The organism is Amycolatopsis sp. cmx-4-83 (assembly GCF_046548815.1).
GTDB classification, from domain to species: Bacteria; Actinomycetota; Actinomycetes; order Mycobacteriales; family Pseudonocardiaceae; genus Amycolatopsis; species Amycolatopsis pretoriensis_A.
Map to the genome: position 1 here is coordinate 479558 of NZ_JAEBEF010000007.1, position 17997 is coordinate 497554.

At 71.5% G+C, this 17997-nt stretch carries 19 protein-coding genes; 10 read left to right on the forward strand and 9 right to left on the reverse strand.

Annotation, left to right across the window (positions count from 1 at the left end):
- Positions 1 to 49: 49 nt before the first annotated feature.
- The 3 genes from ACLJQM_RS23865 to ACLJQM_RS23875 are packed head-to-tail and all read left to right on the forward strand — an operon-like array spanning position 50 to position 2321.
- On the forward strand, positions 50 to 1378 hold the full coding sequence (locus tag ACLJQM_RS23865; RefSeq protein WP_410632813.1) for a bifunctional 3,4-dihydroxy-2-butanone-4-phosphate synthase/GTP cyclohydrolase II: 1329 nt from the start codon (positions 50 to 52) through the stop codon (positions 1376 to 1378).
- A complete protein-coding gene (gene ribH, locus ACLJQM_RS23870) occupies positions 1375 to 1881 on the forward strand; it encodes a 6,7-dimethyl-8-ribityllumazine synthase (RefSeq protein WP_360773402.1) in 507 nt (168 codons plus the stop codon). Before ACLJQM_RS23865 ends, ribH begins: the two co-directional genes overlap by 4 nt.
- Positions 1878 to 2321 carry a PH domain-containing protein gene (locus tag ACLJQM_RS23875; RefSeq protein ID WP_410632814.1) on the forward strand — a complete coding sequence of 148 codons (444 nt, stop codon included), beginning with the start codon at positions 1878 to 1880 and terminating at the stop codon, positions 2319 to 2321. Before ribH ends, ACLJQM_RS23875 begins: the two co-directional genes overlap by 4 nt.
- On the opposite strand, the gene ACLJQM_RS23880 is transcribed toward ACLJQM_RS23875, so the two are convergent.
- The 3 genes from ACLJQM_RS23880 to ACLJQM_RS23890 form a co-directional block, all read right to left on the reverse strand.
- Complete coding sequence (locus ACLJQM_RS23880) at positions 2318 to 2959, reverse strand: SecDF P1 head subdomain-containing protein (protein WP_410632816.1); 642 nt, start codon at positions 2957 to 2959, stop codon at positions 2318 to 2320. The two genes, ACLJQM_RS23875 and ACLJQM_RS23880, sit on opposite strands and share 4 nt — an antisense overlap.
- Positions 2960 to 3001: 42 nt before the next feature.
- A complete protein-coding gene (locus ACLJQM_RS23885; protein WP_410632817.1) occupies positions 3002 to 3778 on the reverse strand; it encodes an exodeoxyribonuclease III in 777 nt (258 codons plus the stop codon).
- A 66-nt stretch (positions 3779 to 3844) separates the two neighbouring features.
- Positions 3845 to 4567, reverse strand: coding sequence for a S1 family peptidase (locus ACLJQM_RS23890; RefSeq protein WP_360773392.1), 723 nt, complete (start codon positions 4565 to 4567; stop codon positions 3845 to 3847).
- A 215-nt stretch (positions 4568 to 4782) separates the two neighbouring features.
- On the opposite strand from ACLJQM_RS23890, the gene uvrC reads away from it, so the two are divergent.
- From uvrC to whiA, 4 genes are read left to right on the forward strand one after another with little or no spacing between them, the layout of a single operon-like run.
- Positions 4783 to 6738 (forward strand): excinuclease ABC subunit UvrC, encoded by a 1956-nt coding sequence (gene uvrC / locus ACLJQM_RS23895; RefSeq protein WP_360773389.1) that lies wholly within the window; start codon positions 4783 to 4785, stop codon positions 6736 to 6738.
- Between the two features lie 42 nt (positions 6739 to 6780).
- The gene (gene rapZ, locus ACLJQM_RS23900; RefSeq protein ID WP_003101350.1) at positions 6781 to 7638 is read left to right on the forward strand and encodes an RNase adapter RapZ; all 858 of its coding nucleotides are present in this window, start codon (positions 6781 to 6783) and stop codon (positions 7636 to 7638) included.
- Between the two features lies 1 nt (position 7639).
- Positions 7640 to 8632: a gluconeogenesis factor YvcK family protein gene (locus tag ACLJQM_RS23905; protein WP_410632818.1), complete on the forward strand. Its 993-nt coding sequence runs from the start codon at positions 7640 to 7642 to the stop codon at positions 8630 to 8632.
- A complete protein-coding gene (gene whiA, locus ACLJQM_RS23910; RefSeq protein ID WP_247011552.1) occupies positions 8632 to 9624 on the forward strand; it encodes a DNA-binding protein WhiA in 993 nt (330 codons plus the stop codon). Before ACLJQM_RS23905 ends, whiA begins: the two co-directional genes overlap by 1 nt.
- Positions 9625 to 9753: 129 nt before the next feature.
- Here the strand turns inward: whiA and ACLJQM_RS23915 are convergent, their stop codons facing one another.
- Positions 9754 to 10272: a hypothetical protein gene (locus tag ACLJQM_RS23915; protein ID WP_410632819.1), complete on the reverse strand. Its 519-nt coding sequence runs from the start codon at positions 10270 to 10272 to the stop codon at positions 9754 to 9756.
- Positions 10273 to 10409: 137 nt separating this feature from the next.
- Here ACLJQM_RS23915 and ACLJQM_RS23920 point away from each other — a divergent pair, with 137 nt between their 5' ends.
- Positions 10410 to 11384 (forward strand): glucosyl-3-phosphoglycerate synthase, encoded by a 975-nt coding sequence (locus ACLJQM_RS23920; RefSeq protein WP_247011550.1) that lies wholly within the window; start codon positions 10410 to 10412, stop codon positions 11382 to 11384.
- A gap of 3 nt (positions 11385 to 11387) precedes the next feature.
- Here ACLJQM_RS23920 and ACLJQM_RS23925 read toward each other — a convergent pair whose 3' ends face one another.
- Entirely contained in the window at positions 11388 to 12248 is an 861-nt protein-coding gene (locus ACLJQM_RS23925) for a sterol desaturase family protein (protein ID WP_410632821.1), read from the reverse strand.
- 70 nt (positions 12249 to 12318) lie between these two features.
- On the opposite strand from ACLJQM_RS23925, the gene ACLJQM_RS23930 reads away from it, so the two are divergent.
- A complete protein-coding gene (locus tag ACLJQM_RS23930) occupies positions 12319 to 12927 on the forward strand; it encodes a TetR/AcrR family transcriptional regulator (protein ID WP_360773377.1) in 609 nt (202 codons plus the stop codon).
- A gap of 6 nt (positions 12928 to 12933) precedes the next feature.
- On the opposite strand, the gene ACLJQM_RS23935 is transcribed toward ACLJQM_RS23930, so the two are convergent.
- The gene (locus tag ACLJQM_RS23935; RefSeq protein WP_410632822.1) at positions 12934 to 13245 is read right to left on the reverse strand and encodes a hypothetical protein; all 312 of its coding nucleotides are present in this window, start codon (positions 13243 to 13245) and stop codon (positions 12934 to 12936) included.
- A 152-nt stretch (positions 13246 to 13397) separates the two neighbouring features.
- On the opposite strand from ACLJQM_RS23935, the gene ACLJQM_RS23940 reads away from it, so the two are divergent.
- Positions 13398 to 13766, forward strand: coding sequence for a hypothetical protein (locus ACLJQM_RS23940; protein WP_360773371.1), 369 nt, complete (start codon positions 13398 to 13400; stop codon positions 13764 to 13766).
- Positions 13767 to 13814: 48 nt separating this feature from the next.
- Here the strand turns inward: ACLJQM_RS23940 and ACLJQM_RS23945 are convergent, their stop codons facing one another.
- The 3 genes from ACLJQM_RS23945 to ACLJQM_RS23955 all read right to left on the reverse strand — a co-directional run bounded on the left by ACLJQM_RS23945 (position 13815) and on the right by ACLJQM_RS23955 (position 17953).
- The gene (locus ACLJQM_RS23945) at positions 13815 to 16379 is read right to left on the reverse strand and encodes a PQQ-dependent sugar dehydrogenase (RefSeq protein WP_410632823.1); all 2565 of its coding nucleotides are present in this window, start codon (positions 16377 to 16379) and stop codon (positions 13815 to 13817) included.
- A gap of 279 nt (positions 16380 to 16658) precedes the next feature.
- Positions 16659 to 17477 carry a coproporphyrinogen III oxidase gene (locus tag ACLJQM_RS23950; RefSeq protein WP_410632825.1) on the reverse strand — a complete coding sequence of 273 codons (819 nt, stop codon included), beginning with the start codon at positions 17475 to 17477 and terminating at the stop codon, positions 16659 to 16661.
- A gap of 38 nt (positions 17478 to 17515) precedes the next feature.
- Entirely contained in the window at positions 17516 to 17953 is a 438-nt protein-coding gene (locus tag ACLJQM_RS23955; protein ID WP_360773363.1) for a PPOX class F420-dependent oxidoreductase, read from the reverse strand.
- Between the last annotated feature and the right edge of the window lie 44 nt (positions 17954 to 17997).

Consider the following 17997-nt stretch of genomic DNA (forward strand, 5'->3'; position numbering starts at 1 on the left):
ACACTGCGTGTTCGGCTCAGGCCGCGCCGAGCGTCAGCGAGGTGTGCGCATGAGTGAGACGAGTGCGGCAGAGCCCGAGGCGGGCTGGACCCCGTGCGGCACCGGCGCGGTGTTCGACGCCGACGCCATCGAGCGGGCCATCTCGGACATCGCGGCGGGCCGCGCGGTCGTCGTGGTCGACGACGAAGACCGCGAAAACGAGGGCGACCTCATCTTCGCCGCCGAGAAGGCGACGCCGGAGCTGCTGGCCTTCATGGTCCGCTACACCTCGGGGTACGTCTGCGTGGCGCTGACCGAGTCCGAAGCGGACCGGCTGGACCTGCCGCCGATGTACCACACCAACCAGGACGCGCGGGGCACCGCGTACAGCGTCACGGTCGACGCCGCCGACGGCATCACCACCGGCATCTCGGCCGCCGACCGCGCGCACACGATCCGCCTGCTGGCCGACCCGGCGTCGACGGCGAAGGACTTCCGCCGCCCCGGCCACGTCGTCCCGCTGCGCGCCAAGGAAGGCGGCGTGCTGCGCCGCCCCGGGCACACCGAGGCGTCGGTCGACCTGGCCCGGCTGGCCGGGCTCGCGCCGGCGGGCGTCCTCTGCGAGATCGTGTCGCAGAAGGACGAAGGCGACATGGCGCGCCGCGACGAGCTCGAGGTGTTCGCGGCCGACCACGACCTGGCGATCATCACGATCGCCGACCTGATCGCCTACCGCCGTCGCACCGAGAAGCAGGTCGAGCGCGTCGCCGAGGCGCGCATCCCGCTGTCCGCGGGCACATTCCGCGCGGTCGGCTACGACTCGCTCCTGGACGGCATCGAGCACGTCGCGTTCGTCTACGGCGAGATCGGCGACGGCCAGGACATCCTGGTGCGCGTGCACTCCGAGTGCCTGACCGGCGACGTCTTCGGCTCGCTGCGCTGCGACTGCGGCCCGCAGCTGGAAGCGGCACTGGAAGCGGTGGCCGCCGAAGGCCGCGGCGTCGTGCTCTACATCCGCGGCCACGAAGGCCGCGGCATCGGGCTGCTGCACAAGCTGCAGGCCTACCAGCTGCAGGACGACGGCGCGGACACGGTGGACGCGAACCTCGCCCTCGGCGTCCCGGCCGACGCCCGCGACTACGGCACCGGCGCGCAGATCCTGTGCGACCTCGGCGTCCGCACCATGCGGCTGCTGTCGAACAACCCGGCCAAGCGGATCGGCCTCGAGGGGTACGGCCTGCGCGTCACCGGGCGCGTGCCGCTGCCGATCTCGCCGAACCCGGAGAACCTGCGCTACCTGCGGACCAAGCGCGACCGGATGGGGCACGACCTGGCCCAGCTGGAGCACTACGACCAGGTCGGCGCGGGCACCGAGCACTCGGATGGAGGACCACAGTGAGCGGCGACGGCCGTCCCGACGTTTCGCCGGACCTGACCGGCTGCAAGTCCCTCAAGCTCGGCATCGTGGCGACCCGCTGGAACGCGGACATCACCGACGTCCTGCTGGAGCGCGCCCTGTTCGCGGCGCGCGAGGCGGAGCTGGAGGAGGACCCGACGGTGGTCCACGTCGCGGGCGCGGTCGAGCTCCCGGTGGTGGCGCAGGCACTGGCCCGCAACCACGACGCGGTGGTCGCACTGGGCGTGGTCATCCGCGGCGGCACCCCCCACTTCGAGTACGTGTGCGACGCGGTGACGGCGGGCCTGACCCGCGTGGCCCTGGACGAGAGCACGGCGGTCGGCAACGGCGTCCTGACGTGCGACACGCACGAGCAGGCGGTGGACCGCTCGGGCCGGCCGGGCGCCAAGGAGGACAAGGGCTACGAGGCGACGGTGGCCGCCTTGGACACGGCGCACGTGCTGAAGAGCCTGCGCCAGCCGTGGACCGAGCGGGGTTTCGTGTGACCGTGAAGACTCTCCTCGTGATCCGCCCCCGCCGCGCACTGATCATGTGCAGCGTCCTGGCGGTGGCCCTGCTGGCGGTGTTCGTGGTGGTGGCGGTGTTGCTGCGCAACGGCGACACGGGCGTCCACTTCCAGCGCTCCGACCAGGCGGCGATGATCGGCATCGGCATCCTGCTGGCGTGCGGGGTGATGCTGTTCGCGATCGCGAGGGTCCGCGCGGACGAGGAGGGCATCGAGGTCCGCAACGTGGTGATGACCCGGCGGTTCGCGTGGAGCGAGGTGCTGTCGGTGAGCTTCCCGGATGGCGCGTCGTGGGCGCGGTTGGAGCTGCCGGACGACGAGTACCACGCGGTGATGGCGGTGCAGGCGGTCGATCGTGACCGTGCGGTGGAGGCGGTCCGTGCGTTGCGGAAGCTGCACCGCGCGGCGACGGGCGGCTAGCCGCCCCTGATCTGACGGGCCAGTTCGCGAGCGCGCTGCTCGGTGAACTTGCCGGTGATCTGGGTGGTGCCGTCGAGGATCGCGACCTGGATGTTCGGTGCCGACAGCACCCGGCTGTCCAAGACGAACGCGACCTGCTGGTTGAGGTTCTTGCTCGTGAAGTCGGCCCAGCTCTTCGTGCCCGCCGACTTGAACGTGAGGTTCACGACCCATTGCCCGCGCTGCTGGTCGTAGCCGGCCGTCGCGTCGGCCACTTCGCTCCCGGGGAGGAACTCGGGCTCGAGGACGTAGGCCGTGTCGTCGGTCTGCCCGCAGGTGACCAGCGGCAGGGAGCGATCGTCGTGGCCCGCCAGCGGGTCGGGCCTGCCGGGCGTGCAGTCGATCGCCTGCACGGCGGCGGTCTGCTGGGCCGCGTCCCAGCTTTGCCGGTCCGCCTGCGAGAGCGGCGCGCCGGTTCCCGTGCCGCCGATCCGCGAAGCGTAGGCCACGACCTTGCCGAACCCCGCCGGCTTCGGACCGCTGACCGGCGCGGCCGATGACGGCGCAGCCGGGGCGGGCACGGCCTGGCCGGCGACGACGGCGCCGCACCCGGCCGAGGTCAGCAGAGCGAAGGCCGAAAGGAACACCGCGAAGCGCATGAGCCCCAAGTCGGCGGCGCGGCCTCGCCTGTTACGCCCGGCTCAGAGGTCCAGGTCCACCACGATCGGCGCGTGGTCGGACGGCCCCTTCCCCTTCCGCATGTCCCGGTCCACGTAGGAATCCGTCACCGCGTCGGTGAACGCCGCGTTCCCGTACACCAGGTCGATCCGCATGCCCTTGTTGTTCGGGAAGTTCCCCGCCCGGTAGTCCCAGTACGTGAACGGGTGGTCGTACTTCAACGGCCGCGGGAACACGTCCGACAACCCCAGCTTCCGCAGCCGCGCCAAAGCCTCGCGCTCCGGCGGTGTCACGTGCGTCGACTCGGCGAACACCGCGATGTCCCACACGTCCGCATCCGTCGGCGCGACATTGAAGTCACCCAGAACCGCGAAGGGCTCGGAAGAAAGCTCCGAAGAAACGAGAGACCGCAACGCCTCCAGCCACTCCAGCTTGTACGCGTAGTGCGGGTTGTCCGGCTCCCGCCCGTTGGGCACGTACACCGACCACACCCGCACCCCACCGCACGTGGCGCCGATGGCCCGCGCCTCCGTGGCGCCGTCGAACGAAGGTTCACCGGGCAGCCCGCGCACGACGTCCGACAACCCCACGCGCGACACGATCCCGACGCCGTTCCAGCGCCCCAGCCCGTACGCGGCGACCTCGTACCCCAGCGCCTCGACCTCGGCGGCGGGGAACTTCTCCGTCGTGTTCTTCAGTTCTTGCAGGCACAGCACGTCCGGTGCCGTCCGCTCCAGGAACTCCAGCACGCGCGGCAGGCGGGGGACGATGGAGTTCACGTTCCACGTGGCGATCCGCATGCCCGCGAGCATCCCACACGCCACCGACGAAACCGGGGCGGCGCGAGACCGCGCCGCCCCGGGAACTCACACGCCCGCGGTCGTCCGGATCCAGGAGCGGCTCGAAGCCACGCTGGCGTAGTTGTTCGTGCCGCGCGTGTTGGTGCCGCTCTGGTTCTGGACCGTCGACGCGACGCCGACCTGCACGCCGCCCGACACCTCGGGGCCGCCCGAGTCGCCCTTCCACGCCGAGCCGTTGATGCCGACGCTCTGGATCGCGCGGCCGCCGTAGGCGTCCGTCGAACGGCCGGTCACCTGGACGTTCGCCGTCTTGAGGGCCGAGGCCGGCGGGCCGGTCGGGGTGGTGCGGCCCCAGCCGTAGAGCTGGTTGGTGCTGCCCGTGGACGGGTCCGCGCTGCCCAGCTTGATCGGCGCCGCGCTCGTCGCCGACGCCAGGTGCAGCAGCGCGATGTCGCCGTTCGGGGACTCGTACTTCCCGTCGACGGCGATCTGCGTGCCCGAGAACAGCGTGTTGCTGCCGACCTTGACGTGCATGCCCGAGCCGTCCTGGTCGAGGCAGTGCACGGCGGTCATCACCCAGCGCGCGGCGATGACCGTGCCGGAGCAGTTGAAGCCCTCGAAGTCGCGGCCCGGGGTGTTGACGTACACCTGGGCGCCCCACGAGACGGTGGGGGCGGTCGTGCCGCCGACGATGTTCGGCTGGACGCCGGCGGTGGCGACGGCGCCACCCGCGAGGGTCAGCGCGACGGCGGCCGCCGAAGCGGCGCCCAGAACACGGAGAGAGCTCACGGTGGTGATCCTTTCGGAAGAGCCCGGAACAGGCTGGTCGGAAAGTAACCACCGCGTCACCCGGGGGGACACCTCCCAAAGTCGGAAGCCGGCGATCACCCTACTTCCGGCGGTGCGGGTCCTCGTGGGTGTTCAGGGCGGTTAGAACCGCCCCGAACACCCACGACGACCGGGGGTGTGCGGAAACTGTCGGTGCCGCCCCATAGTCTTGACCCGTGGCTGACCCGACCACCTACCGTCCCTCGCCGGGGAGCATCCCGGATGCCCCTGGCGTGTACAAATTCCGCGACGCGACCAGGCGGGTCATCTACGTCGGCAAGGCGAAAAGCCTCCGCAGCAGGCTGAACTCCTACTTCGCCGACCTCTCCGGCCTGCACCCGCGCACGCGCCAGATGGTCACCACGGCCGCGAGCGTCGAGTGGACCGTGGTCACCACCGAGGTCGAGGCGCTCCAGCTCGAGTACAACTGGATCAAGGAGTTCGACCCCCGGTTCAACGTCCGCTACCGCGACGACAAGAGCTACCCGATGCTCGCGGTGACGCTGAGCGAGGAGTTCCCCCGCCTGCACGTCTACCGCGGCGCGCGCAAGAAGGGCGTCCGGTACTTCGGCCCGTACGCGCACGCGTGGGCCATCCGCGAAACGCTCGACTTGCTGTTGCGCGTGTTCCCGGCCCGCACCTGCTCGGCCGGGGTGTTCCGGCGCCACGGCCAGATCGGCCGCCCGTGCCTGCTCGGTTACATCGACAAGTGCTCGGCGCCGTGCGTCGGGCGCGTCTCGGCCGGCGAGCACCGCGACATCGTCGAGGACTTCTGCGACTTCCTGGCCGGCAAGACCGACGTCATGATCAAGCGGCTCGAAACCGAGATGGCCGCCGCGTCCGAGGAGCTCGAGTTCGAGCGCGCCGCCCGCCTGCGCGACGACCTGGGCGCGCTGCGCCGGGCCATGGAGAAGCAGGCCGTGGTGCTCGGCGACGGCACGGACGCCGACGTCGTCGCGTTCGCCCACGACGACCTCGAAGCCGCGGTCCAGGTCTTCCACGTGCGCGGCGGCCGGGTCCGCGGCCAGCGCGGCTGGGTGATCGACAAGGCCGAGGAGATGGACGTCCCGGCGCTGGTCGACCACTTCCTCACCCAGTTCTACGGCGACGAAGCCGAGCTGGACGCCCGCGACGACGTCGACGCCGGGCCGGTGGTCCCGCGCGAGGTGCTGGTCCCGGAGCTGCCCGCGGACGCCGAGGCGGTCGCGGAGTGGCTGAGCGGGCTGCGCGGCTCGCGGGTCCAGCTGCGGGTGCCGCAGCGCGGCGACAAGAAGGCGCTGGCGGAGACCGTGCAGCGCAACGCGGGGGAGGCGTTCACCCAGCACAAGCTGCGCCGCGCGGGCGACCTGACGGCCCGCTCGGCGGCGTTGACCGAGCTGCAGGAGTTCCTGGCGCTCGACACCGCGCCGCTGCGCATCGAGTGCATCGACATCAGCCACATCCAGGGCAGCGACGTCGTGGCGTCGCTGGTCGTGTTCGAGGACGGGCTGGCGCGCAAGTCCGAGTACCGCCGCTTCGCGCTGCGCGAGGCGGCCGAAGAGGGTGACGTCGCTTCGATCGCCGAGGTCGTGCGCCGCCGCTTCTACCGCTACCTCAAGGAAACGGCGGAGGAGACGAGCAAGCCCGGCCTCGACCCGGAGACCGGGCGGCCGAAGAAGTTCGCCTACCCGCCGAACCTGCTGGTCGTCGACGGCGCGGGCCCGCAGGCGACCGCGGCCGCCGACGTGCTGGCCGAGCTGGGGATCACCGACATCGCCGTGGTGGGGCTGGCGAAGCGGCTCGAAGAGGTGTGGCTGCCGGCGGACCCGGACCCGGTGATCCTGCCGCGCACGTCGGAGGGGCTGTACCTGCTGCAGCGGCTGCGCGACGAGGCCCACCGGTTCGCCATCGCCTACCACCGCGAGAAGCGCTCCAAGCGCCTGCAGACGTCCGAATTGGACAGTGTGCCGGGGTTGGGGCAGGCTCGCCGGACCGCGCTGATCAAGCACTTCGGCTCGGTGAAGAAGCTCAAGCAGGCCAGGATCGAAGAGATCGAGGCGGTGCCCGGCTTCGGCAGGCGCACCGCGGAGGCCGTGGTCGCCGCGCTGGCCGGGGAGTCCGGCGCGAGCAACGGCACGAAAGCAGGGGAGTAGGGAAACACAGTGAGTGCGCAAGAGGAGATCCGCGGGTCCGGCATGGAGGTCGCGGTCGTGTCCGGGTTGTCCGGGGCGGGCCGCAGCACCGCGGCCAAGTGCCTGGAGGACCTGGGCTGGTTCGTCGTCGACAACCTGCCCCCGGAACTGATCGCCACCATGGTCGAGCTGGGCGCGCAGGCGCGCGGCGCGATCACGAAGGTGGCCGTCGTCATGGACGTGCGCTCGCGCGCGTTCACCGACGACCTCGCCTCGGTCATCAAGGACCTGGACGCCCGGGGCTACAAGCCGCGCGTGCTGTTCCTGGAGGCGACCGACGCCGTGCTGGTGCGGCGGTTCGAGGCCGTCCGCCGCGGCCACCCGATGCAGGGTGACGGCCGGCTCGCCGACGGCATCACGGCGGAGCGGACGCTGCTGGAGCCGCTGCGCGAGGAAGCCGACCTGGTGCTCGACACGTCCTCGCTGTCGGTGCACGACCTGCGCGCCAAGATCGAGGACGCGTTCGGCTCCGAGGCGAGCACCCAGACCCGGGTCACCGTGCTGTCCTTCGGCTACAAGTACGGCCTGCCGATGGACGCCGACCTGGTGATGGACGTCCGGTTCCTGCCGAACCCGTTCTGGATCCCGGAGCTGCGCGAGCACACGGGCCTCGACGGCGAGGTCCGCAACTACGTCCTCTCGCAGGAGGGCGCCGAGGAGTTCCTCGACCGCTACCACCAGCTGCTGCGGCTGATCGGCGCCGGCTACAAGCGCGAGGGCAAGCGGTACCTGACGCTGGCCGTCGGCTGCACCGGCGGCAAGCACCGCAGCGTGGCGCTGTCCGTGGAGCTCGCCCAGCGTCTGTCCAAAGAGGACGGAATGGCCGTGAAGGTGGTGCACCGCGACCTTGGTCGTGAATAACGTGCGCGCGGTCGCCCTCGGGGGCGGCCACGGGCTGCACGCCACGCTGTCCGCGGTGCGCCGGGTGACCCCCGACGTCACCGCGATCGTGACCGTGGCCGACGACGGCGGATCGTCCGGCCGGCTGCGGCGCGAACTCGGGCTGCTGCCCCCGGGCGACCTCCGGCAGGCCTTCGCGGCCTTCGCCGCGGAGGACGGCGGCGCGCTGTGGGCCGAGGTCTTCCAGCACCGCTTCGGCGGCGACGGCGCACTGGCCGGGCACGCGGTGGGGAACCTGCTGCTCGCCGGGCTGTTCGAGGTGCTCGGCGACCCGGTCGCCGCGCTCGACGAAGCCCGGCGCCTGATGGGTGTCTCGGGCCGGGTGCTGCCGATGTCGCCCGAGCCGCTGGAGATCGAGGGCGAGGTCAGCGGCCTCGACAGCGAAGACCCGTCGGCGCTGCGCCGGATCCGCGGCCAGGTCGCGGTGGCCTCGACCCCGGGGCAGGTGCGGCGGGTCAGCCTGCGCACCCCGGGCACCTCCGCGCGGCCGCCGGTGGCGTGCGAGGAAGCGGTCGAAGCGGTGCTCGCCGCCGACGTCGTCTTCCTCGGGCCGGGCTCGTGGTTCACGAGCGTTTTACCGCACCTGCTCGTGCCGGGACTGCACAACGCGCTGGTGCGCACGACCGCCACGAAGGCGATCGTCCTCAACCTTGTCCCCCAGCCGGGGGAAACCGCGGGATTCTCTCCCGAGCGGCACCTGGACGTACTCTCCGAGCACGCGCCCCTGCTGCGGGTCGACGCGGTGATCGCGGACCGCGATTCCGTGCCCGACCCGGCGAATCTCCGGCGCGCGGCGGCCCGGCTGGGCGCGCGGGCCCACCTGGGGGCGGTGGCCGACCCGGAAGTGGCGGGACGGCATGATCCTGATGCGCTCGCGCGGTGCATGCGGGAGGCTCTCGGTCTCGGCAGGGGCGGGGAGCACGGGGGAGGAGCGAAAGGCAGGGAGGGGCAGTAATGGCGATGACCGCCGCGGTGAAGGACGAACTGAGCCGGCTGGAGATCACGAAGATCGGGCCGCGCCGGGCGGAGGTCGCGTCGCTGCTTCGCTTCGCCGGCGGGCTGCACATCGTGGCCGGCCGGGTGGTCGTGGAGGCGGAGCTGGACACCGGTTCGGTGGCGCGACGGCTGCGCAAGGAGATCCACGAGCTGTACGGGCACCATTCGGACGTCCACGTGATCACCGCCAGCGGGGGGCTGCGCAAGGGCACGCGGTATGTCGTGCGCGTGGTGAAGGACGGCGAGGGACTGGCCCGCCAGACCGGGCTGATCGACCAGCGGGGCCGCCCGGTGCGCGGGCTGCCCGCGGCCGTGGTGTCCGGGGGAGTGGCGGACGCGGAAGCGGCGTGGCGGGGCGCGTTCCTCGCGCACGGTTCGCTGACCGAACCGGGCCGCTCGTCCTCGCTCGAGGTGACGTGCCCGGGTCCGGAGGCGGCGCTGGCCCTGGTGGGCGCGGCGCGCCGGATGGGCATCCAGGCGAAGTCGCGCGAGGTCCGCGGCGCGGACCGGGTGGTCGTCCGCGACGGCGACGCGATCGGCGCGCTGCTGACCCGCCTGGGCGCGCACACGAGCGTCCTGCAGTGGGAAGAGCGCCGGATGCGCCGCGAGGTCCGCGCGACGGCGAACCGCCTGGCCAACTTCGACGACGCGAACCTGCGCCGTTCGGCCCGCGCGGCCGTGGCGGCGGCGGCCCGCGTGGAGCGCGCGCTGGAGATCCTCGGCGAGACGGCCCCGGACCACCTGCTGGCGGCGGGCCGGCTGCGCCTGTCGAACCGGCAGGCGTCGCTGGAGGAGCTGGGCCAGCTGTCGGAGCCGCAGATGACGAAGGACGCGGTCGCCGGCCGCATCCGCCGCCTGCTGGCGATGGCGGACAAGCGGGCGAAGGACCTGAGCATCCCGGACACCGAGTCGGCGGTCACCCCGGAGATGCTCGAAGAAGAAGACGCCTGACCCGGGCTTCGAGCGCCCCAATGTGGCGTTGGGTGCGTCGGATGCACCGAACGCCCCATCGGGCGCGGGTCAGCTGCCGTCGGTGGGGTGGCGGCCGGCCGCCACCCCACCGACGGCATCGGGCGCGGGTCAGCTGCCGTCGGTGGGGTGGCGGCCGGCCGCGTGCCGCGCGTTCCAGGCCTGCCGCATCGACTCGTGGCGGGCGCTGTTCTGCGCGTCGCGGCGGGCCTGCCAGACCGACGGGGTCAGGCGGCGGGTCACCAGCAGTTCGCCGGGCGCGTAGTCGTTGCCGCTGCTGCCGACCTCGAGGCCGGCCGCGGTGAGGATCTTCCGCATCGCCTCGCTCATCGCCGTGTCGATCTCGTGGAACAGCCGCGAGAACGCGGCGGCTTCGGCCCCTTCGCGGTGCGGGTCGTCGCCCCAGGCCTGCTGGCCCAGGTCCACGAGCACGGTGTGCTCCCGCCACTCGACCAGCACGCCGCGCAGGTCCGGCACGTCGACCGACACGAGGGCGCCGGCCACGCCGACCGGGCGCTCGCCGGGACCGACCGGCAACCCGGCCGCGGCCAGTTCCGCCTGGACGACCTCCAAGAGCGCGTCGAGCCGGTAGCGCCGTTCCGGGTCGTGCCCGATGGATTCTTCGGTCATGGTCCTCCCCTTTGCGAACGGCGGCAGCGTACGCGGTTAACGAGAACCGCGATCTCGTAACACCGCGGTAGCGCCGGGGAGCGGTGCCCGAAACGCGGCGCCCCGAACCTCGGAAGCGACCGAGGGAAGGGGAAAGCATGCGCAACGCACGCCTGCAGGTGTCGCCTGAGGTCGGCACCTGGCTCGACCGGCGCAGCAGCAAGGCCGGGGACCGGACGTTCGCGGAGCTGGTCGCGGCGAAACGCGGCACCACCGTCTCCGTCGTCATCCCGGCGCGGAACGAAGAAGCCACCGTCGGCGCGATCGTCGGCGCCATCCGCGCCGAGCTCGCGGGCACGCTGGTCGACGAGATCCTCGTCGTCGACAGCCATTCGACCGACGCCACCGCCGAGGTCGCCGCCGCCGCGGGGGCCGACGTCGTCGCGCAGGACGCCGTCTTCCCCGGGCTCGGCGGCCTGCCGGGCAAGGGCGAGGCGCTCTGGAAGGGGGTCGCGGCGACCACCGGCGACCTCGTCGTCTTCGTCGACGGCGATCTGCACGACTTCACCACCGACTACGTCACCGGGCTGCTCGGCCCGCTGCTCACCGACCCGTCGGTCGCCTACGTCAAGGGCTTCTACCACCGCCCGCTCGGTGCCGAAGCCGACGGTGGCGGCCGCGTTACCGAGCTCGTCGCGCGGCCGCTGCTCAACATGTTCTGGCCGGAGCTGGCCGGCTTCGTGCAGCCCCTCGCGGGCGAGTACGCCGGCCGCCGCGAGGTGCTGGAGAGCATCCCGTTCGTCGTGAACTACGGCGTCGAGATCGGGCACCTCATCGACCTGCTGGAGCTGCGTGGCCTCGACGCGCTCGCCCAGGTCGACCTCGGCCACCGCGTCCACCGGCACCAGAGCACGCAGGCGCTGGGCCGGATGTCCGGGCAGATCATGCAGACGCTGTTCGACCGCTTGCAGCGCTACGACCGCCTGGTCACCGCGGTCCCGCCCGCGGCGATCCTCGCCCAGTTCCAGCGGGGCTCGTCGGACAGCGGGGTCGAGCGCGAACTCGTCCTGACCGACGTGACCTCGCCGCAGCGGCCGCCGCTGAACAGCCTCGCGCTGCGGCACACGGCGTAGGCCTCAGACGGGTACGTGTTCGGGCTGCCACCCGGGCGGCCCGAACACGTACCCCGCGCGCTCGCGCCAGGTCCGGGCGGCGCGCAGGTCGCGCAGGATCGAGCCGTACTCGTGGAAGCCGACCTTGAGCAGGTGGTACGTGCCGATGTTCGTCGTCAGCCCGTACGTCGGCCGCTTCCCTTCGGGCACGAAGCTGCCGAAGAGCCGATCCCAGATGATCAGGATGCCGCCGTAGTTGGCGTCGAGGTATTCGGCGTCGCTGCCGTGGTGGACGCGGTGGTGCGACGGCGTGTTGAAGACGTACTCGAACCAGCGCGGCAGCTTGCCGACCTTCTCGGTGTGCACGAAGAACTGGTAGACGAGGTCGATCGAGAGGCCGGTCAGGATCATCCACGGCGGGATCCCGTACAGCGCCAGCACCGACCAGAACGGCAGCTGGAAGTACGGGGTCCACTTCTGGCGCAGCGCCGTCGAGAAGTTGTAGTGCTCGCTGGAGTGGTGCACCTGGTGCCCGGCCCACAGCAGCCGCACGCGGTGGCTGGCGCGGTGGTAGGCGTAGAAGACCAGCTCCTGGCCGAGCAGCATGAGCACCCACGTCCACCAGTCGCGCGGGTCCAGCCGCACCGGCGCGAGCTCGAAGAGCGCCGCGAAGACGAAGAGCATCACGAGCCGGAACAGCGCGTTGACGCCGACCGCGACGGTGCCCATCAGCATGCTCGTGCGGGTGTCGGCGACGCTGTAGCCGACCACGTTGTCGTCGTGCCCCAGCACGTGCACCGCGACGACCTCGATCGCCACGAACAGCAAGAACACCGGGGTTGCGAACAACACGGGGTCGCGCAGGTGCGCCAGGAACTCGGCCACGTCGCCTCCTAATAGCTGACCATACGGTAACTTACCCAAGGGTCACTTTACGCACGGTAGGCTCTCGGGCGTGACGGAGTCAAGAGCGGTCGGGACCAAGGGCATGCCGCGCGAAGAGCGCGAGGCCCAGCTCGTCGTGGCCGGCACGGAGGAGTTCGGCCGGGCCGGGTACGCGGGCGCGTCGATGGTCGAGATCGCGCGCCGTGTCGGGGTCACCAAGCCGTTGCTGTACCAGTACTTCGGCTCGAAGGACGGCCTCTACCTCGCCTGCCTGCACCGCGCCGGCGACCGGCTCACCGAGGGCGTCGCGACGACCATGGCAGGCGGCGGCGAGCCCGAGAAGATGCCGCTGAAGGTGCTGGCCGCGATCTTCACGACGTTCGACCACGACCGCTACGCGTGGCGCCTGCTGCGCGACGCGACGGTCCCGGCGACGGGCGACATCGCCACCGCGGCGGCGGACTACCGGCGCCGCCTGGACGCCTTCGCGCTCGTGGGCGCGACCGAGCTGATGACCTCACGCGGCCTGGCCGACCCGGCGGACATCGAAGCCATCGCCCAGGTCTGGACCGGCGTGGTCGACTCCCTGATCAGCTGGTGGATCGATCGCCCGGACGAGGACGCGACGGCGATGACGGTGCGCTGCGCCCGCATCATGGGCGGTTTGTTCGGCTGGTGACCCGGTTCAGGGCGGGACCGGCTTGGACGCCGGCGGCGGGCCCGGGCGGGAGAGCTGCCTGCTGCGGTTCCGGCCCGCAGGCCCGTCGTCGGGCGGCTCGCTCTCGTGCACCTCGGCGGTGAACCCGACCTCGCCGGTGCGCAGCCCGGTGAGCGGGAACAACGTTCCCGCCACGGCGGCCCCGCACAGCCCGTTGCGCTGGCCGGCGAAGCACGCCGGGAGATCGCCTTCGAACGGCTCCCCGCCGGCGCTGTGGACGTAGATCTGTCCATAGTGGACGGAACCCTCGCCGTGGACCACGGTTCGCGTGCCAGTCATCACGACAGGGGCACCGACAGTTCCCCTTTACGCCTTTTGTCCGTTATTCTCGCCACGGAGAGTGGTGTTTCCAGATTGCCTTCCCGAACGGCGTAGCGAAACGGGTGCCGTTCGCGATTAATCAGGGAAGCCGTCCCGTCGAGAGGTGCCCGATGCCCGAACCCGCCACTCCCGTCCCGGCCGATCCCCGCCTCGCCGCGCGGTTCACCGAGGACCTGCTCGACGGCTGCCGGGTCCTGGCCAAGGACTACGGCTACCGGCCCGCCCAGTTCGAGCGGATGGTGATCGAGCACGGCGGCGTCGAAGCGGCCCGCCTGCTGCTGCGCGGCGCCGGCACCGCCGGCGGGTTCACCGTGCTCTGGGAGAAGAACCAGCTCGGCCGCAGCTCCGAGGCGACCATGCTCCGCACCGAATATTCGGAGCTCTTCACCTCGGACGAGCTCCTGCTCGCCCGGCGGCGGCTGGAGGAACACGGCTTCGACGTCGACGCCCACCTGCGCAGCCTCGCCGAACAGGGGTGAGCGCGGCAGGGGTGACCGGCGCCGCTCCGGTCACCCCTGCCGCGGCTTCTAGGCGGCCGCGCTGGACTTGCCGCGCAGCGCCACGTTCGCCGTCGACGCGCCCTTGATCGCCGCCTCGATCTGGGCCATCGTCGAGGACGACGTCAGGCCGGGGACCGTCGCGGTGTTCAGGGCGTAGAGCGTGAACGCGTACGGGTGGCTGGAGCCGCCCGGGCAGGGGCCGAAGTACTTCTGCGCGTTCGCCCCGCTGCCCATCGCCTTCTGCTTCGCGCCACCCTGGTCCGGGACGGTGTAGCCCGCCCCGAGCCCCTCCGGCAGCGACCGGGCCGACGCCGGCACGTCCCAGATCGCCCAGTGCAGCTTGTTCCCGCTGTTCGCGGTGTCGGCGAAGACGACCGCGTAGCCCTTGGCGCCCTCGGCGGCACCCCACGTCAGCGGCGGCGACGGGTCCTGGCCCGCCGTGCCGTCCCCGGCGCAGGTGTACTTGTCCGGGATGGTGGCGTTGTCGGCGAACGCGGAGCTCGTCAGCTTGAAGGCGCCCGGGGTGGTGCCGCCCGGGAACTTCAGCCGCACGATGACGTTGTCCAGCACCGTCGGCGTGCCGCCGTTCTTGTCGTTGTTCGTCGAGGTCAGCCACAGCCCGCCGTCCGGGGTCTTCGTGACCGAGCGGAGGCGGCCCCAGCGGCCGGAGAACAGCGTGGACACCGTGCCGATGCCCGTGCCCGCCGCGTTGATCTGCGTCGCGAACATCTGCTCACCGGTGACGCCGGCGATGTAGATCCAGTCGTTGACGATCTCCAGCCCGCTCGGCCCGGCCTGCGAAGTCGGCCACGTCTTCTTCGGGGCGATGAAGCCGCTGCAACTGCCCTGCGTGCCTTCGCAGCTCGGCCAGCCGAAGTTGCCGCCCTTCTGGATCAGGTTGAGCTCGTCCTGGCTGCTCTCGCCGAACTCCGCCGCCCACAGCTGGCCGCGGGAGTCCCAGGCCAGGCCCTGCGGGTTGCGGTGACCGTAGCTCCAGACGTACCGGGCGTTGCCGCCGGTGGCGTAGAACGGGTTGTCACTCGGAGCGGAGCCGTCCGGGTTGAGCCGGAGGATCTTCCCGTTGAGCGAGCTCTTGTTCTGCGCGTTGTCGCTGTTCTTCGCGTCGCCGACGGTGGCGTACAGCTTGCCGTCCGGGCCGAACTTGATCCGGCCGCCGTTGTGGTAGCGGTTCTTCGCGATCCCGGTCAGCACCGGCGTCGACGTCGAGGACAGCGTGGTGCCGTCGTAGGTCATCTTCACGATCCGGTTGTCCCCGGATGCCGTGTGGTACAGGTAGATCGCGTGGTCGCTCGCCCAGTTCGGCGAGACCGCCAGGCCGAGCAGGCCGCCTTCGCCGTTGGTGCCGACCGCGCCCGGCACCTTGCCCAGCGTGGTCTTCTGGCCGGACGGCGTCACCAGCAGGAGCTCGAAGCGGTCCCGCTCGGTCACGAGCGCGTTGCCGTTCGGCAGGAAGCCCACCGACCAGCCGAGGTCGACCTTCGCGATGTCCTTGTCGTACTCCGGGATGCCCCCTGCGCCGCCCGGAGCGGACGTCTTGGCGGTGACCGCGTTGCTCGCCGCGGAGCTGTTGCCGTCGGGGTCGCGCGCCTTGACCGTGAACGTGTAGGAGGTGCTCGGGTTCAGGTTCGTCACGGTCGTGCCGAGCGACGTCGTGGTCGCGACCTTCGTGGCGCCCTGGAAGACGTCGTACCCGGCGACCGTGCCGCCGTTGTCGGTGGAAGCGTTCCACGCCAGGGAAACGCTGTTCGCGGTGACGCCGGTGGAGCGCAGGTTGCCCGGCACGGTCGGCGGGGTGGTGTCGTCGCTCGGCGGCGTGGTGAAGGTGACCACGTTGCTCTGCTGCGATGGGTTGCCCGCCGCGTCGAACGCGCCGGCCGAGATGTCGTAGGCGGTGTTCGGGGTCAGGTTGGTCACCGTCGCCGACGTCGTGTTCCCGTCGACGGTCTTGAGGATGTTGCCACCGCGGTTGATCTCGTAGCGCACGACGCCGACGTTGTCGGTCGCGGCGGTCCAGGAGAACGTCGCGGCGGTGGGGAGGATGTCGCTCGCCTTGAGGTTCGACGGCGGCGTCGGCGGTTCGCCGTCGGCCGGCGCGGTGAAGGTGTCGGTGAGCTTGTCCGCGTTCGGGCCGCCGTTGGCGGTGGTCGCGGTGGTGCGGATCTTGTTGACGCCGGCGGTGAGCTGCACGTTCGCGGTGACGGTCTTCCACGTCGTCCACGCGCCGGTGCCGGGGAAGTCGACGGTGCCCTTGTCGCCGCCGTCGACGGTGAGCTTCACCGGCCGGTTGTCGGCGGTTCCGTTGGCGTAGCGGAAGGTCAGGGTGTGCGTGCCCGCCTGGGCGGCGTTCACGGAGTATTCGACGTAACTGCCTGTGACGTTGTCGAAGTTGACGAACCCGGTGCCGGAGTACCCGGCGTGGTTCGACTCGACGGCGCCCTGGGAGATCACGGCGGATTCGGACTCGTAGCCGGTGTCCGCGGCGAAAGCGCTTACCGGGCTGAGCGCGGTGAGGCCGAGCGCCGCGGCTGCGGTACCGGCCAGTACCACGCGCCACGGGGGACGGGGTGCCACTGGGAGCCTCCTGCGTGGGTCGGGGGACAGGGGGTGACCGGGGCGGAGTGGTTCGGCGGACCACCGACGGTAAATAGTTAGGAAAGTTTCCTATCTATGGGACAGATCTCACACCCTCCGAGCGGGCCGTGTCAATACTCGACGCGGGCGCTCACCCATGGTGAACAAGGGTTTCCCGCTCACCGGGGCGCTTTCCCCCGCATCGGGACCGGACGTCGTGAAAGGGTCGTTCACCGCGTCCGGCGTCATGAAAGAGTCGTTCATGACGTCCGGGCCGGGTCAGCTCGCGGCGACCGCGGTCTCGGCCGCCCAGTCCCGCGGCACCAGGAACGCCGCCAGCTCCGCCTCCGCGCTGCCCGGTTCCGGCGTGCAGCCCGTCTCCCACCGCGCCAGCGGGGGCAGCGCCATCAGGACGGCCTCGGCGTCCGCCGCCGTCGCGTCGTGGACCAGGGCGAACTCCACGTAGCGGCCGCGGCGGTGCAGCTGCCACTGGCGTTCGCGGTCGCCGTGCGGGCGGTCCTTGCGGCGCCGCACGATCGGGAGGTAGGCCGGGACGAGGGTGGCGATGCCCGCCGCGGTGAACGCGGCCGCGCGGCGCCAGCCGTCCGGGCCCGGGGGCCGCAGGTGGTCGAACGCGATGCCGCCGATCCCGCGGGGCTCGTCGTGGTGGGGCAGCCGGAAGAGGTCGTCGCAGGTGCGTTTCGCCTGCGCGTGGAACGCCGGGTCGAGCGTGTCGCAATAGTTCTTGAGCGTCCGGTGGAAGTGCGCCGCGTCCTCGGCGAAGCCGTAGCAGGGCATGAGGTCGACCGCGCCGCCGAACCACCACGAGCCCGCGTACTCGCAGTACCGGAACCGCGCGTGGAACGCCGGGACGTACGGGTTGCGCGGGTGGAGCACGACGGTCAGCCCGAGGGTCTCGCCGCGGTCGGCCGCGACGACGCAGGCCCGCTCGAACACCGCGCCGTTCTCCAGCAGCCGCGCCCCGTCCGACCGGCTGAAGCGCGCACCGCCGTCCAGGCGTTCGAGCTCGGCGACCAGCTCCCGCTGCCCGGCCCGCACCATCGCCCTGACGGCGTCGCGTCTGTCCCCTGAAGGCATGCCCCCACCCCCGGGAGCAGATTACCAGCGAACGGCGTTCACCCGGCGATCTCGGCCCGCGCGATCACCTTGGTGATCTTCGCCCGGACCAGGGCCTCTTCGGGAACGGCGTTGCGCTTGCCGTACTCCTCGGCCCGCTCGGCGCCCATGTACCGGGCGCCGAGGCGGGTCGCCCAGTCGAGCGTCTCGGCGTGGTCGTGGGTCAGCCGCGCCTCGGCGGTGAACTGCACGTACGAGTACGGCGGCTGCTGGTCGTCGACGACGAGGGAGATCCGCCCGTCCCGGGTGATGGCCTTGCCCTTGAGGGTCTCGGTGCCGGTGTTGAAGATCAGCTCGTCGCCGTCCGGGCCCTCGTTCAGCAGGAACCAGATCGGTGCGACGATCGGGGCGCCGTTGGCGCGGACCACGGCGAGCTTGCCCGTCCGGGTGCCTTCGGAGGCGAACTTCCACCACTCATCACGGCTCATCTCACGCATGTGAGCGACGTTAGCCCGTCACCCGCGCGTGCGCAGAGGGTGGC

Coding starts and splice junctions, on each gene's coding strand:
- ACLJQM_RS23865 (WP_410632813.1), top strand. CDS start 50: ATGAGTGAGACGAGTGCGGCAGAGCCCGAGGCGGGCTGGACCCCGTGC.
- whiA (WP_247011552.1), top strand. CDS start 8,632: ATGGCGATGACCGCCGCGGTGAAGGACGAACTGAGCCGGCTGGAGATC.
- ACLJQM_RS23885 (WP_410632817.1), bottom strand. CDS start 3,778: ATGCGGATCGCCACGTGGAACGTGAACTCCATCGTCCCCCGCCTGCCG.
- ACLJQM_RS23920 (WP_247011550.1), top strand. CDS start 10,410: ATGCGCAACGCACGCCTGCAGGTGTCGCCTGAGGTCGGCACCTGGCTC.
- rapZ (WP_003101350.1), top strand. CDS start 6,781: ATGGAGGTCGCGGTCGTGTCCGGGTTGTCCGGGGCGGGCCGCAGCACC.
- ACLJQM_RS23955 (WP_360773363.1), bottom strand. CDS start 17,953: ATGCGTGAGATGAGCCGTGATGAGTGGTGGAAGTTCGCCTCCGAAGGC.
- ACLJQM_RS23915 (WP_410632819.1), bottom strand. CDS start 10,272: ATGACCGAAGAATCCATCGGGCACGACCCGGAACGGCGCTACCGGCTC.
- ACLJQM_RS23935 (WP_410632822.1), bottom strand. CDS start 13,245: ATGACTGGCACGCGAACCGTGGTCCACGGCGAGGGTTCCGTCCACTAT.
- ACLJQM_RS23950 (WP_410632825.1), bottom strand. CDS start 17,477: ATGCCTTCAGGGGACAGACGCGACGCCGTCAGGGCGATGGTGCGGGCC.
- ACLJQM_RS23880 (WP_410632816.1), bottom strand. CDS start 2,959: ATGCGCTTCGCGGTGTTCCTTTCGGCCTTCGCTCTGCTGACCTCGGCC.
- ACLJQM_RS23940 (WP_360773371.1), top strand. CDS start 13,398: ATGCCCGAACCCGCCACTCCCGTCCCGGCCGATCCCCGCCTCGCCGCG.